16 protein-coding genes are annotated in these 12,637 nt (G+C 35.1%); 2 read left to right on the top strand and 14 right to left on the bottom strand.

The window, feature by feature from the left end:
• Nucleotides 1–31 precede the first annotated feature (31 nt).
• A complete protein-coding gene (locus tag ACM6HU_RS07795; protein ID WP_088093657.1) occupies nt 32–1,270 on the bottom strand; it encodes a DNA polymerase IV in 1,239 nt (412 codons plus the stop codon).
• A gap of 160 nt (nt 1,271–1,430) precedes the next feature.
• Between ACM6HU_RS07795 and ACM6HU_RS07790 the strand changes: the two genes are divergently transcribed.
• Complete coding sequence (locus tag ACM6HU_RS07790) at nt 1,431–1,631, top strand: hypothetical protein (protein ID WP_077293880.1); 201 nt, start codon at nt 1,431–1,433, stop codon at nt 1,629–1,631.
• A 48-nt stretch (nt 1,632–1,679) separates the two neighbouring features.
• Here the strand turns inward: ACM6HU_RS07790 and ACM6HU_RS07785 are convergent, their stop codons facing one another.
• Complete coding sequence (locus ACM6HU_RS07785; protein WP_016116229.1) at nt 1,680–2,798, bottom strand: tripeptidase T; 1,119 nt, start codon at nt 2,796–2,798, stop codon at nt 1,680–1,682.
• A 126-nt stretch (nt 2,799–2,924) separates the two neighbouring features.
• Complete coding sequence (locus ACM6HU_RS07780) at nt 2,925–3,467, bottom strand: GNAT family N-acetyltransferase (RefSeq protein WP_016116230.1); 543 nt, start codon at nt 3,465–3,467, stop codon at nt 2,925–2,927.
• 358 nt (nt 3,468–3,825) lie between these two features.
• Here ACM6HU_RS07780 and prli42 point away from each other — a divergent pair, with 358 nt between their 5' ends.
• Nucleotides 3,826–3,918, top strand: a complete 93-nt coding sequence (gene prli42 / locus ACM6HU_RS07775) for a stressosome-associated protein Prli42 (protein ID WP_016116231.1) — start codon at nt 3,826–3,828, stop codon at nt 3,916–3,918.
• 112 nt (nt 3,919–4,030) lie between these two features.
• Here prli42 and ACM6HU_RS07770 read toward each other — a convergent pair whose 3' ends face one another.
• The 11 genes from ACM6HU_RS07770 to ACM6HU_RS07720 all read right to left on the bottom strand — a co-directional run bounded on the left by ACM6HU_RS07770 (nt 4,031) and on the right by ACM6HU_RS07720 (nt 12,478).
• Nucleotides 4,031–4,270 carry a DUF3894 domain-containing protein gene (locus ACM6HU_RS07770; protein WP_016116232.1) on the bottom strand — a complete coding sequence of 80 codons (240 nt, stop codon included), beginning with the start codon at nt 4,268–4,270 and terminating at the stop codon, nt 4,031–4,033.
• 63 nt (nt 4,271–4,333) lie between these two features.
• On the bottom strand, nt 4,334–4,894 hold the full coding sequence (locus tag ACM6HU_RS07765; protein ID WP_006095921.1) for a L,D-transpeptidase: 561 nt from the start codon (nt 4,892–4,894) through the stop codon (nt 4,334–4,336).
• A 206-nt stretch (nt 4,895–5,100) separates the two neighbouring features.
• On the bottom strand, nt 5,101–6,069 hold the full coding sequence (locus tag ACM6HU_RS07760; RefSeq protein ID WP_016116233.1) for an aromatic acid exporter family protein: 969 nt from the start codon (nt 6,067–6,069) through the stop codon (nt 5,101–5,103).
• A gap of 100 nt (nt 6,070–6,169) precedes the next feature.
• On the bottom strand, nt 6,170–6,892 hold the full coding sequence (locus tag ACM6HU_RS07755; RefSeq protein ID WP_016116235.1) for an amino acid ABC transporter ATP-binding protein: 723 nt from the start codon (nt 6,890–6,892) through the stop codon (nt 6,170–6,172).
• Entirely contained in the window at nt 6,885–7,544 is a 660-nt protein-coding gene (locus ACM6HU_RS07750) for an amino acid ABC transporter permease (RefSeq protein ID WP_016116236.1), read from the bottom strand. Before ACM6HU_RS07750 ends, ACM6HU_RS07755 begins: the two co-directional genes overlap by 8 nt.
• Before the next feature lie 37 nt (nt 7,545–7,581).
• Complete coding sequence (locus ACM6HU_RS07745) at nt 7,582–8,367, bottom strand: transporter substrate-binding domain-containing protein (protein ID WP_016116237.1); 786 nt, start codon at nt 8,365–8,367, stop codon at nt 7,582–7,584.
• Nucleotides 8,368–8,827: 460 nt separating this feature from the next.
• On the bottom strand, nt 8,828–9,241 hold the full coding sequence (locus ACM6HU_RS07740; RefSeq protein WP_170927916.1) for a BrxA/BrxB family bacilliredoxin: 414 nt from the start codon (nt 9,239–9,241) through the stop codon (nt 8,828–8,830).
• 154 nt (nt 9,242–9,395) lie between these two features.
• The gene (locus ACM6HU_RS07735; RefSeq protein WP_016131985.1) at nt 9,396–9,803 is read right to left on the bottom strand and encodes a YjdF family protein; all 408 of its coding nucleotides are present in this window, start codon (nt 9,801–9,803) and stop codon (nt 9,396–9,398) included.
• 121 nt (nt 9,804–9,924) lie between these two features.
• Nucleotides 9,925–10,398 (bottom strand): NUDIX hydrolase, encoded by a 474-nt coding sequence (locus tag ACM6HU_RS07730; protein ID WP_016131986.1) that lies wholly within the window; start codon nt 10,396–10,398, stop codon nt 9,925–9,927.
• A 79-nt stretch (nt 10,399–10,477) separates the two neighbouring features.
• Nucleotides 10,478–11,182: a DUF421 domain-containing protein gene (locus ACM6HU_RS07725; protein WP_088093658.1), complete on the bottom strand. Its 705-nt coding sequence runs from the start codon at nt 11,180–11,182 to the stop codon at nt 10,478–10,480.
• A gap of 117 nt (nt 11,183–11,299) precedes the next feature.
• Nucleotides 11,300–12,478: an FtsW/RodA/SpoVE family cell cycle protein gene (locus ACM6HU_RS07720; RefSeq protein ID WP_016116242.1), complete on the bottom strand. Its 1,179-nt coding sequence runs from the start codon at nt 12,476–12,478 to the stop codon at nt 11,300–11,302.
• Between the last annotated feature and the right edge of the window lie 159 nt (nt 12,479–12,637).

The following is a 12,637-nucleotide window of genomic DNA, read 5'->3' as shown; positions in this document are numbered from 1 at the left end:
TCATGAGTACTAAATTGCCATGACACTTTTTTTACATAAATTTATTTTCCAATTTCTGCCGAAAAGATTTCTCCTGCTTTCGAAATAACTGACTCCCTCTTTGTAAAACAGGAGTTCCATATTTATCATTAATCTGGTCAATTACAGCTAATAGTGGCTCTTCTTTCGCATCTTCTTCAAATGAAAATAAATCCAGTTGTTTAATTGATTCTGTTTTCCATTCTAATTCCGTAGCTGTGACACCAAGCAATCGAATCGGATCGCCATCCCAATGTTGCTTCCATAAACGTGAAGCAGCTTGAAAAATATCACGTTCTTCCCAAATTGCATTTTTTAATTGTTTACTCCGCGTTACTGTACGCCGATCATAGTATTTCATCATAATTTGAATGTTATAGCTGACAAGAGTCCGTTTTTGTAGCCTTTTGCTAACTGATTTCGATAAGCGCTCTAACATATCAAGCAATTCCTTCTCTTCATCCATATCCTTCGAAAATGTTGTTGAATTTCCGATACTTTTATGTTGTCCCATTTGATTTGGATCGACTTCTCTATCATCCATACCTTTTGCCCGTTTTTGTAAATCAACGCCGTGCTTTCCTATTTTCGCATGAATCACATGCGCTTCTCCCTTTGCCAACTGTTCAATTGTATGTATATGGATTTCTTTTAGCCTTTCTGCTGTTTTCTCACCAATTCCATGCATTGCTTCAACAGGACGTGGCCAAAGTAATTCCTGAATATCTCGTCTCCGAAACACAGTAATACCAAGCGGCTTTTTCATATCTGACGCAGTCTTCGCTAGAAAAAGATTTGGAGCTATTCCAATGCTGCATGGCAACTGTAATTCTGTTAATAATGTTTGTTGAATCATCTTAGCAATCTCAAGAGGTGAACCTAATCCATAACAATCTGTTATATCTAAGTAACCTTCATCTATAGAAACTGGCTGAATCTTTTCAGTAAAGCGTGAAAGAATTTGAAACATCTCAAACGACGCCTCGCGATATAATTTAAAATTCGGGTGCTTCACAACTAACTCTGGACATAACCGCTTCGCTTCCCAAAGGAGCATTGTTGTACGTACTCCGTATTCCCTTGCTTCATAACTACATGTTACAATAACTCCTTTTCGTTCTTTTTCATTCCCTGCAACCGCTAATGGTTTTCCTTTTAATGATGGATCATGGGCAATTTCAACTGACGCGAAAAAACAATTCATATCAACGTGCAAAATAACACGACCATTTTTCGGATACATTTCTCTCATACTTCTCACCCCTCAAAGAGAACGTTCGTTCCTAGTTTTCATTATATCAAATTCAACGAAAACAGTGGAGCCTTTCAATGACAAAAATCACGTTCTTTCCTATCATATTTTTGATATACTTACATTAAATATGGATATTTTTGTAAAATAGGTGATCGTTATGAACAATCATAATAAGCTCAATTACATATTTCTCGTTATTATTTTAGTCATTGCAATTAGCTACTTGTTACTTCCCATTTTCAATATTAATACCTTCGCGTTTCTCCCTCGTGTAGTGCACATCGCAACAACGTATATACTCCCCTGGATTTTTTTATATTGGCTCATTCGCCTTGTAAAAGCAATTGAATCCAAATAAAAAAACGTGTGAACCTATTATGGTCTACACGTTCTTTTTTGCTAACAATTATTTCGCTACCTCTTCAATAATTGCCACAACTAATTCAGCTGTTTTTGCTAATTCTTCAACAGGAATTTTCTCGTTTGTTGTATGAATCTCTTCATAACCAACTGCTAAGTTTACTGTTGGGATACCATGCCCTGCAATTACGTTTGCGTCACTTCCGCCACCACTTTGGTGAAGAGAAGGTGTACGACCAATCTTTTCAGCAGCACGTTTTGCAACTTCTACAACATGATCGCCATCAGCAAATTTAAATCCTGGGTACATAACTTTTACTTCAACATCTGCTTGACCGCCCATTTCTTTTGCAGTTGTTTCAAATGCTTCTTTCATTTTTGCAACTTGCTCTTGCATTTTTTCATCTACTAAAGAGCGAGCTTCTGCGAAAATTTGCACATGGTCACAAACGATGTTTGTTTGTGTGCCACCTTCGAAACGACCGATATTTGCAGTTGTTTCAGAATCAATACGACCAAGTGGCATTTTTGCAATTGCTTTTGCTGCGATTGTAATTGCAGATACACCTTTTTCAGGTGCTACACCAGCATGAGCTGTTTTCCCGCGAATAATCGCATTTACTTTTGCTTGCGTTGGCGCTGCAACTACGATTTCGCCCACTTTTCCATCGCTATCTAATGCATAGCCATATTTTGCTGTAATACGTTCACGATCTAATGCTTTCGCACCAACAAGACCTGATTCTTCACCAACTGTAATAATAAACTCGATTTTTCCATGAGGAATATTTTCTTCTTTTAAAACGCGGATTGCTTCAAACATGGATGCTAATCCAGCTTTATCGTCTGACCCTAAAATTGTAGTACCATCTGATACAATATAACCATCTTTAATAGAAGGCTTAATTCCTTTACCAGGAACTACTGTATCCATATGAGAAGTGAAGTAAATTGTATCTACTCCTTCTTTCGTCGCTGGCAAAGTACAAATTAAGTTACCTGCACCATGCCCAGTTACACCCATCGTGTCATCTTCAAATACTTCAATACCTAAAGCAGTAAATTTCTCTGTTAACACTTTGCAAATTTCTGCTTCATATTTTGTTTCAGAATCTACTTGCACAAGTTCCATAAATTCATTTACTAAACGTTCTTGATTAATCATGAGAATGCGCCTCCTGCATTGCATTAAGTATGTAACATCGTTAATTATAACAGAATTTCGCAAAAGTTTCGAAAGACAAGCTAAAAAACAGATGGTTCACACATCTAGATAACCACCTGCTTTCTTCTACTCATTTAAAAGGACCCACCGCATATGATCTTCCCAAATCCCATTTACCATTAACATCTTCCGGGACACCCCTTCATATTGAAAGCCAATCTTCGTTACAACTTGAATAGATGCTAAGTTACGGGGCATAATCGGGGCTTCTATACGATGTAATTGGAATTCTTGAAAAGCCACTTCAATTGCTTTTCTAAGCGCTTCTGTCGTATAACCTTTATTTAATTCATCTTTATCTAGTTTATAACTAAGAACACAGGACTGATAAATTCCACGCACAATTAAATTGAAAGAAATACAACCGATAATATTCGTATCATCACCTTTTTTAAAAATCCATAATCGAATAATTTTCCCTTCTACAAATTCTTTCCCATCTTTTTGCAACCGTTTTCTTTGATAATCCAATGTAAAAAAATCATCTGGTCGATATTCTTCCCACGCCTTTAAAAACTCACGATTTTTGTCGTAATATTGAAGAACTTGCTCTGCATACGACTCATCGATTTCTCTTAATTGCAAACGTTCTGTTTCATATACTTTCATTATCGTATCTCCATTCTTCAGCTTGCAAAACTTTTTTAAAAGGCACCGAAAAAACTGTGTCCTATGCTTTTTATATTCTCTGTTTATTTCAAGTTTTCCTGTTATATTTTAGATACACTTCTCGAATTTTGTCTTCTCTATACCCTTGTCCATGTTTCCATTTCTCGATACAATAAAGTGAAACTTTAATTATTGGGGGGATCTCGATTCCCCCAATAATTATTAACCCTCACCAATCGGGCTTTTACGGACAGTTCATCTCCCACCTAACTTCTTTGCTTTTGCTGAATTTTAAAGTGGGAGTGTTACTGTCCGCAAATAGCGGGGGAAAGTTGGAATGATTGTAAGGAGGTTTAACATGAATAAGAAAGCACAAAAAGTTATGATATACGTTATGCTAATTTCAATGCTTGTAACAACATTACTCGCTGGAGCAAGTATGTTTTGGTAAGGAGGACGATATATAATGTCGTCCTTTTTTAGCACAAATAGGCTGTTTATTCTCCTGGATAGAAAATAAACAGCCTGTTCAATCACAATCATTTTAATGAATGATTTATATTTTATTTTATTATTAGTACAAGCGCTACAATACTAAATGAAAAAGCCATCACAAGGGCCATAACAAAGCTCGTATAATGTTTTTGCTGAAACGCTCCTATAACAAAAGTTACATTTAAAAGTGCCATGAATACAATTGACACCAGAAAAGAACATACATTAAAAGTTGCCAATATGAAAGTCACAATGAATAGAAAGCCAATAAAAAACTGCATATAAGAAAGCCTTGGATTCAAATACATACGAGCAACTCCTTTTCCAATAATCTTCGTATATCCTCATTAATACATGGATATGTACACATGTCAAGACAAGTTCGTGGAAAGAAAAAGCCAACTTGTTCGGTTGACCTTTTCGTAAACCAGAGCTCCTTTTTCTTTTGCAAGCTGCTGAAATGTTCTTTTCGATTTTACAATCCATACCTTTGTTCCAATTGGAATGCGATCAAATAAATATTCCACATCATTTTTTTTCATTCTAATGCATCCTTGTGAAATATATTTTCCAATTGAGCTTGGCTGATTTGTACCGTGAATACCATATTTACTCCCGTCAGTATCTCGTGCATTAAACCCCATCCACCTAGAGCCAAGTGGATTTTTTGGTGAACCACCAGGGATATCCTTCGCAATATAATAAGGATTTTTTGCCTTCATTACAATATCAAAACTTCCCTCTGGCGTTAACTCGTTTGTTTTTCCCGTCGCTACAGGAAAGACCTTTTGTATTTTACCATCATCAATATAAGCAAGCTTGTTCGTCTGCTTATTTACAATAATAAATGGATCTCCAGCACGCGGATTATCTCCAAGAGGCCATATCGGTGAAAGAGAAAAACATAATAGTAAGGACAGAAAATACGACATGATTCATTCCTTCCCTATATATATAAATCCATTTTGATTTTTCGACATATTAGCTGCGGCTATGAAAACAAAAACTAATCTCCACTTATTTCCTCTTTTATTTTCACACGGCATGGGTTGAAAAAAGGCACTGACCGCTTCTATGCATGGCCGGATGCTCTTGCCTACCTAAAAAGAATGGTTTGGTGTTGGTTTTTAATTTGGATTTATATAAGTTCTTTCACATTATCCTTCCCTTTAAACCTACTTTTAATAAGTAAATATTGCTCCATTTCATAAACAAGTTGAACAAGCTTCGCACGCATTTCAAATTCTTCGCGTGTCTTAGGAAGTGGCATTTCTCTAAAAATCTCTCGCATTTCTTGTAATTGTCTAAGTGAAATAAGACCCGTACTTTCAGGACGAATAGAATTCCCAACGTTTTCAATTACGTCCGCAATCATATCTGATTGCTCATATGACCACGATAAGGAAGCTGCAAGCGGCATAATCCGCTCTAAAATTTCAAATTGTTGCATGCGCATATCAAAATATCGATAATAATAATCATCTTCTCGCATAAATTGATTTTCAAGTTTTTTAAAAGATAGATCTTTCGCTTGTTTCAATATTTCTTCTGTTTCAATTAATTCTTTTCCAGACCATGTACTATCCCGATTTCGTAAATACACAGCCATCTCAAATAAAATCGTTTTAAAATTCCATTCTATTTTTTCTTGATACCCTTTTAATTTCTTTTCCGCACTTGGCATATACATATTTACCAATAAAGCCACGCTAATTCCAACTGTTAAAACTGCAATTTCATTTCCAATCGCTAACCATGTAATATGTTTCAATGAATATAAATGCATAACAATAACGGAACTTGTAACGATGCCTTCTTGAATTTTAAACATAACAGCTGTTGGGATAAAAGTAAGAAGTAACAAACTAATAGAAAGCGGTGTATAACCAATTGTTTCAAAAATACAAAACGAGAATACCATTGATAATAAACAGGCTAAAAATCGGTGCAAAGAGACTTGAAGTGATTTTCGTTTCGTATTTTGCACACACAAAATAACCAAAATGCCCGCAGAACTATAAAATTCCAAGCCGAATAGCTGCGCAATAAAAACTGCCGCACCTGTTCCAACTGCTGTTTTCACTGTACGATATCCAATTCTAAACATATCATTGCTCCTATATGTATAAACGTAGTTACGATAAGTATAAAAAAAGGATGACAAGCTGTCATCCTTTTCTCCTTATTATTCACGTAACTTTTACATATTACAATATTTTTTGTAAAAATTCTTGTGCGCGTTTACTTTTTGGTTCTGTAAAAAACTGCTCCGGGCTTGTATCTTCAACAAGCTTTCCGCTATCTAAAAAGAGCACACGATCAGCTACTTCTTTTGCAAATCCCATCTCATGTGTCACAATTGCCATCGTCATTCCTGTAGTCACTAAAGATTTCATTACTTCTAATACTTCTTTTACCATTTCAGGATCTAGTGCCGATGTTGGTTCATCAAAAAGCATAACTTCCGGTTCCATTGCCAATGCTCTAGCAATGGCTACACGCTGCTTTTGTCCACCTGAAAGACGGTTTGGATATGCATCCTTTTTATCGAGCAATCCTACCTTTTCAAGAAGTTCCTTCGCCTTTTTCTCTGCTTCTGGTTTTGCCACACCTTTTACATTTACTGGTGCGTACGTAATATTTTCTAATACTGTCATATGAGGGAATAAGTGAAAATGTTGAAACACCATTCCCACATTTTCACGAACACTCATAATATTTGTTTTTGGATTGGTCACTTCTTCATTCCCAATCCAAATGTGACCATTTGTAGGTGTTTCTAGTACGTTCATACAACGTAAAAATGTTGATTTTCCTGACCCAGACGGTCCAACAATCGCAACAATTTCGCCCTTTTCGATTGTTGTCGTAATTCCTTTTAGTACTTCATTTTGTCCAAATGATTTATGAAGGTTTTCAATTTTAATCACTTTTCTTCATTCTCCCTTCAATTGCTTTCCCGACTAATGTAAGAATAATTACTAGAATATAGTAAACAAGTCCGACAAATAGTAACGGTTCAAGATATTTAAACGTTTCACCGCCTACAATATATGCACGGCGCATTAAATCAGTCGCACCAATTACTGTCACTACTGCCGACTCTTTCGTAAGTGTTGCAAATTCGTTCACAAGCGCTGGTAATATATTTTTTAATGCTTGTGGTAAAATAATATTTTTCATCATTTTTCCATATGGAACACCGAGTGCCATCGCAGCTTCTGTCTGTCCTTTATCAACAGCCTGAATTCCTGCACGAATTACCTCTGACATATATGCACCCGAATTTAAACTAAATGCAAGTACTGCTGCTAAAAATGCTGGTATATCATATCCAATCATTTGCGGAACACCGAAATAAATAATCATTAATTGCAAGACAAGTGGTGTACCACGAAATATCGATGTATATAAATCAGCAGCGATATTTAACACTCTTACTCTAGCAATTTTACAAAGTGCTAATAGCGTTCCAAGTATAAAACCAACTAAAGCAGATACTGCTACAATTTTCAGTGTAACTTCTAGTCCCTTTAATATATATGGTATCGACGGAGTAATTGCCGAAAAATCTAAGTTCATCTTTTGTCATTCCTCTCACAGAAAAGAGAAAGGCAGCTTATTTTTTGCTGCCAAACCATTTCTTCACTAATTTGTCCATTTCACCATTTTCTTGCATCTTCTTAATCACTTTATTAAATTCCGCTGTTTTGTCACTATTTTTCGGAAGGGCAATTGCTGCTCCTACTTCTTCTGGAGCTTCCTGAATTTCAATTCCTTGTAAATCTTTCATTTTATCTAAATAATTTTTAGCAACTGTATCTTCTAAAATAGCAGCATCAAAACGTCCAGCCTGAATTTCTTGTACGATTTCTGGTATACGGTCACGCCCCTCCGCCTGGAAGTTTACTTGTTTTTTGAAGTCGTCTGCTTTTTCTTCTTGAATAGAACCTGTTTGTACTCCTACTTTTTTATCTTTTAAATCTTGTAATGATTTAATACCAGAATCCTTTTTCGAAACGATCATGTTTTTAGCAACAAAATAAATATCTGTAAAATCCGCATTTTCCTTACGTTTTGGATTTGGCGTCATTCCCGCCATAACGAAATCAACTTTTCCCGAGCTAAGCGATGCTAACAATCCTCCAAAATCCATATCTTTCACTTTCACTTCATAACCAAGTTCTTTCCCAATATACTTTGCAATATCAACATCAAAACCGATAATTTCATCACTTTTTGAAGCTTCCACATATTCATAAGGTTTATAGTCTGCTGAAGTACCCATAACGAGTACTTTCTTATCTTTCTTCGTATTCGATTCCTTTGTTTCTCCCTTACTACAAGCACTAAACATACTTATTATTAAAATAAGTGCAAATGAAATTGATAATAACTTCTTCATGTTTCTTCCCCCTAATAATGTATATTTAAAAGTTTTATAGAATTTTTATTTGATGTTTGTATTGTAGCAGTGATTTTATTTTTATGCAACAATTAAAATAAAAATAAATTACAAATTCTATTAAAACGGTTTTTCTAGGTTAATCAATGTATAAATTATTGTATAAACTATGCATTTCATGTATATTCCCTCTCATTACAAATGATTATAAACAAATGTTATTAATTATACCTCCTAATAAAGTGAAACTTTAATCAGAGGGGGATTTTCTTCAACTTCTATTGATTATTAGTCCTCACCAATTAGGATTTTACGAGCTGTTAATCCCCCTCCTAACTTCTTTGCTTTCACCAAAGTTTGTTGTGAGGATTTTACTGCCCACAAATAGCCTAATAAATGGAACAAAATAAAAAAGCGGTACATACACTTATAAGTGTATGTACCGCTTTTTTATTTTCTATTAAACCTCTTTACAATTCTCTTCAAAGTATGATTGTAATTTTACAATGACTTGCATTGGCTCATGGCCTTCGATTTCATGGCGTTCAACCATCGTTACAATCTTTCCATCTTTTAATAATGCGAAAGACGGAGAAGATGGTGGATATCCTTCAAAATATTCACGTGCACGTGCTGTTGCCTCTTTGTCCTGCCCCGCAAATACTGTTACAAGGTGATCTGGACGTTTATCATAATGTACGGAATGCGCAGCAGCAGGGCGAGCAATACCACCTGCACAACCGCATACTGAGTTTACCATTACAAGTGTCGTACCTTTTTGCTTAAATGCCTCATCAACTGCGGATGGTGTTGTTAATTCTGTATATCCAGCGGAAACAATTTCTTCACGCGCTTGACGGACAACATCATTCATAAAAAAGTTAAAGTTAATCAATGTTTTCCCTCCTCTAGATCTATCTCTCTGTATCTTACCAGTTACCGTTTTAGAAATACAAGTAAACTTACTTGTATTCTTCTTACATGTATAGAAAAAACGTCCTAGAACAAGTGTCCTAAGACGTTTTTTCTTAATGTCCGCGATGCTTTTGTTTTGCTTTTTGCACTTTGATAAGGCGTTTTTTCTGCTTTTCTGCTTCACGCTGTTCCTTAGATTGCACTCGCTTTTCTTGCTTATGCAATTCATAAGATAAACTAATTGCCTCTTGTGCCTTCGTAAAGCTTTTTGTATGCATTTCTTTTGCAGCTTCTCTTATGATACGTTTTATACTTTTCGGACGCTTTTTCTCTTCCACTTTAACACCACATTTGGAAAAGTGATTAAAATACGTTAGCATCGTATTATTTACAAATACAAGTATCTCTTCGTCTGATGGATCAGCACCAAAAATATACCTCGCTGCATACAAAATCCCTTTATGTGTGTCCTCAATCATTCCTACAAAAAACTGACCATCATGATATACTGTCAATTTCATCGACAGCCCCTCCTTAGAAAAAAAATTAGAAATACTGGACATCCCGGAGGGGAAGGTTACTGACATACTAGTATGTGCCTGGACTACCAACCAGAACTGTGTTTTTGTATTTCTATAGCTATTATATATTATTTCTACTTTCTTTTTCTATCTTCTCATATGCTTCAATCATTTTTTTATGTGATCCTACAATATACGCAGGCAATTCTGTAACGGGAAAGAATTTAAGCTGAACCGCTTCCTCTTTATTGACAGCTAGCAAACCTTCATATTCATTTGTATAATAGGCAGTCGTTACGGATTGAAATTCATCACCATTCGCTAATTTTATAAAATAATTAGCTCCAGAGAACACATTAATGAGTCTTAAATTTTTCACATAAATTCCTGCTTCTTCATATACTTCACGGCAAGCTGTCTCTTCTGGGGATTCTCCAAGCTCCATTAAACCACCAAGCAATCCCCATTTTCCATACGGTTCTGTTCGTTGTTGTAATAAAACATGTCCATCTTCATTCAATACGAGAACAACAGCACCAACTAAAATTAAAGGGCGATGACCAACTACTTTTCGTAACTCCTCTACATATCCCATCGAAACAAACCCTTCTTTTTTTATTTCGTTGTCCACACTATTGTATCATATGTAAGAAATGGTAAAATGCTTATATTTTTCATTTTTTTAATAAAATATTAATTTGTTTATTTTCATCTATAGTTGCTAATTGTACCAATTCAACTGATATTTTTTTTGATAATTCTTCCTGCGCCCATGTTTCCGTTTTTCCTAATAAAGCAAGGACATCCTTCTGTATATTTCCATTCTTCACAAGAATAAATGAAATAGGTGATTTTCTACCTGCTACTTTCATATCAAGCCGTGAAACAGTTTCATGTTCTGGATATTGAAACACCGAGACGGTACCACTTGCTTCCCATAATGCTAATCTTATCGTTTTAATATCACTGACATTTTGTAAGCGTAGTTCAGAGAATAAATACTCTACTGTAATTCTTGCTTTTTTCAAATTACTAAAATCAATTGACCCATTATGTATAAGTATAATAGGCGATGGTTCTAAAAAACGTCTCCATCGATCCCATTTCAACGTTAAAACCGAACTTACAATATGAAGAACAATGAGCACACATGTTGTAATCATTGATCCCAGTAAACCGACTCTTTCATCAGATAGTGCGTTAGAGAGATTTCCTTCCAACAATAGCACTAATACGACATCTAAAAAACGAAGCTGTGCAATGGAGCGTTGTCCCATTGCTTTAGCAACAAAAATTAAAAAAACATACGCTGTTATAGCTCGAATCATCCATTCTATATAAGAAAGATGATGTGCCCCCTCAAAAATATGCATATGCATGAATCTGCACTCCTTAATCATCACAAATTTCCACACTCCCTTTAGTTTGTGATGATTACAATCCTCTATGCAAAAAAGCTGATCCGTGTGTGAACGAATCAGCTTTTTATATAAAAATCAACTAACCGAAAACATATACTTTTTATAAGTTTTCCGTACCGATAGAACGAGCCCCATCATCATCATATTCGAAAACAAGGAACTTCCTCCATATGATAAAAACGGAAGCGCAATTCCTTTTACCGGCATTAATCCAACAATCATACCAACGTTTTGGAAGATTTGTAATGTTAAAACACCAATTACTCCTGCACATAATAATGTACCAAACAGATTATCTGCTGAATACCCAATTATAATTGTACGATAAAGAAGTAACAGAAACATAAATACGACGAAAGCTGCAATTAAAAATCCACCCTCTTCAGCAATTGTAGCAAAAATGAAATCGGTATGCTTTTCAGGAATATATACACTTCCATATCCAAATCCTTTTCCATCCATTCCCCCACTACCAACCGCTAAAATCGATTGTTGTGTTTGATAACCTTGATCCACGTGCTCAAATGGGTCTAACCAGCCCAAAATTCGTGACTGTTGATGCGGCTTTAGTAAAGTAACCAATTTGTTGAAAAAAATGTCTGGGTATTTCAAAAATATAAATATTAACGTGGACAATATGGTCAGTGGAATAACTGTACATATTGCAATTAATTTCTTTTGAATACCTGACATAAACAAAATACATGCAATCCCTGCAGCATATAGGAAAACCATCCCTGTATCAGGCTGACTATATACAAGTAGAGCAGGTGGAATCGATACTAAAATAATTTTACCTATTAATCTTAAATCCGTTTGAAAAGTCCGTACCATATATTTTTCATTATGCTTGACTGCTAAACTAGCAACTAAAAGAAGCAACGCAATTTTGAAAAACTCTGATGGCTGGATCGCCCCAAGAACTGGGACTTTAAACCATCTTTTTGCCCCTAATATTTCAGGTGTTAAAGCTTTAAATGGTGAAATCTTAAGTATAATAATCGAAGCAAACCCAACAATATAAAATGGCCACGCTAATTTTTGCAGTTGATCTAAATCAATACTTGCAACAAGTAGTAATAAAACAATACCGATTACATAGTTAATCCCTTGTTTCATTGCAAAATTTGAATTTCCATATTGTCCTGTTTGTTGACTGCTATATATGGCAGCTATACTCGTGACACATAATATAAACAAAATTAAAATTAATTTTACATCTAAACTTTTTAGAAATTCGGTACTTCTCTTCATGACATCCTCCTGAAACATTGTTAAGGCAAAATAAAAAACCAGGAGTCAACATTCTTTATATCTTGACGACTGATTGCATATTAATCTATAAAATACTTATATAGAATAACTTTCTTTTTTAAACAATACAATACATTATACTACAGTTTCATCAGTAAG

The sequence above is a fragment of the Bacillus sp. IT-79MI2 genome (assembly GCF_949768135.1).
GTDB lineage: Bacteria > Bacillota > Bacilli > Bacillales > Bacillaceae_G > Bacillus_A > Bacillus_A pseudomycoides.
The sequence above is the reverse complement of the archived record's forward strand: the minus strand, read 5'-3'. Positions and strand labels throughout refer to the sequence as shown.

Coding starts and splice junctions, on each gene's coding strand:
- ACM6HU_RS07795 (WP_088093657.1), bottom strand. CDS start 1,270: ATGAGAGAAATGTATCCGAAAAATGGTCGTGTTATTTTGCACGTTGAT.
- ACM6HU_RS07790 (WP_077293880.1), top strand. CDS start 1,431: ATGAACAATCATAATAAGCTCAATTACATATTTCTCGTTATTATTTTA.
- ACM6HU_RS07785 (WP_016116229.1), bottom strand. CDS start 2,798: ATGATTAATCAAGAACGTTTAGTAAATGAATTTATGGAACTTGTGCAA.
- ACM6HU_RS07780 (WP_016116230.1), bottom strand. CDS start 3,467: ATGAAAGTATATGAAACAGAACGTTTGCAATTAAGAGAAATCGATGAG.
- prli42 (WP_016116231.1), top strand. CDS start 3,826: ATGAATAAGAAAGCACAAAAAGTTATGATATACGTTATGCTAATTTCA.
- ACM6HU_RS07770 (WP_016116232.1), bottom strand. CDS start 4,270: ATGTATTTGAATCCAAGGCTTTCTTATATGCAGTTTTTTATTGGCTTT.
- ACM6HU_RS07765 (WP_006095921.1), bottom strand. CDS start 4,894: ATGTCGTATTTTCTGTCCTTACTATTATGTTTTTCTCTTTCACCGATA.
- ACM6HU_RS07760 (WP_016116233.1), bottom strand. CDS start 6,069: ATGTTTAGAATTGGATATCGTACAGTGAAAACAGCAGTTGGAACAGGT.
- ACM6HU_RS07750 (WP_016116236.1), bottom strand. CDS start 7,544: ATGAACTTAGATTTTTCGGCAATTACTCCGTCGATACCATATATATTA.
- ACM6HU_RS07745 (WP_016116237.1), bottom strand. CDS start 8,367: ATGAAGAAGTTATTATCAATTTCATTTGCACTTATTTTAATAATAAGT.
- ACM6HU_RS07740 (WP_170927916.1), bottom strand. CDS start 9,241: ATGAATGATGTTGTCCGTCAAGCGCGTGAAGAAATTGTTTCCGCTGGA.
- ACM6HU_RS07735 (WP_016131985.1), bottom strand. CDS start 9,803: ATGAAATTGACAGTATATCATGATGGTCAGTTTTTTGTAGGAATGATT.
- ACM6HU_RS07730 (WP_016131986.1), bottom strand. CDS start 10,398: ATGGGATATGTAGAGGAGTTACGAAAAGTAGTTGGTCATCGCCCTTTA.
- ACM6HU_RS07725 (WP_088093658.1), bottom strand. CDS start 11,182: ATGCATATGCATATTTTTGAGGGGGCACATCATCTTTCTTATATAGAA.
- ACM6HU_RS07720 (WP_016116242.1), bottom strand. CDS start 12,478: ATGAAGAGAAGTACCGAATTTCTAAAAAGTTTAGATGTAAAATTAATT.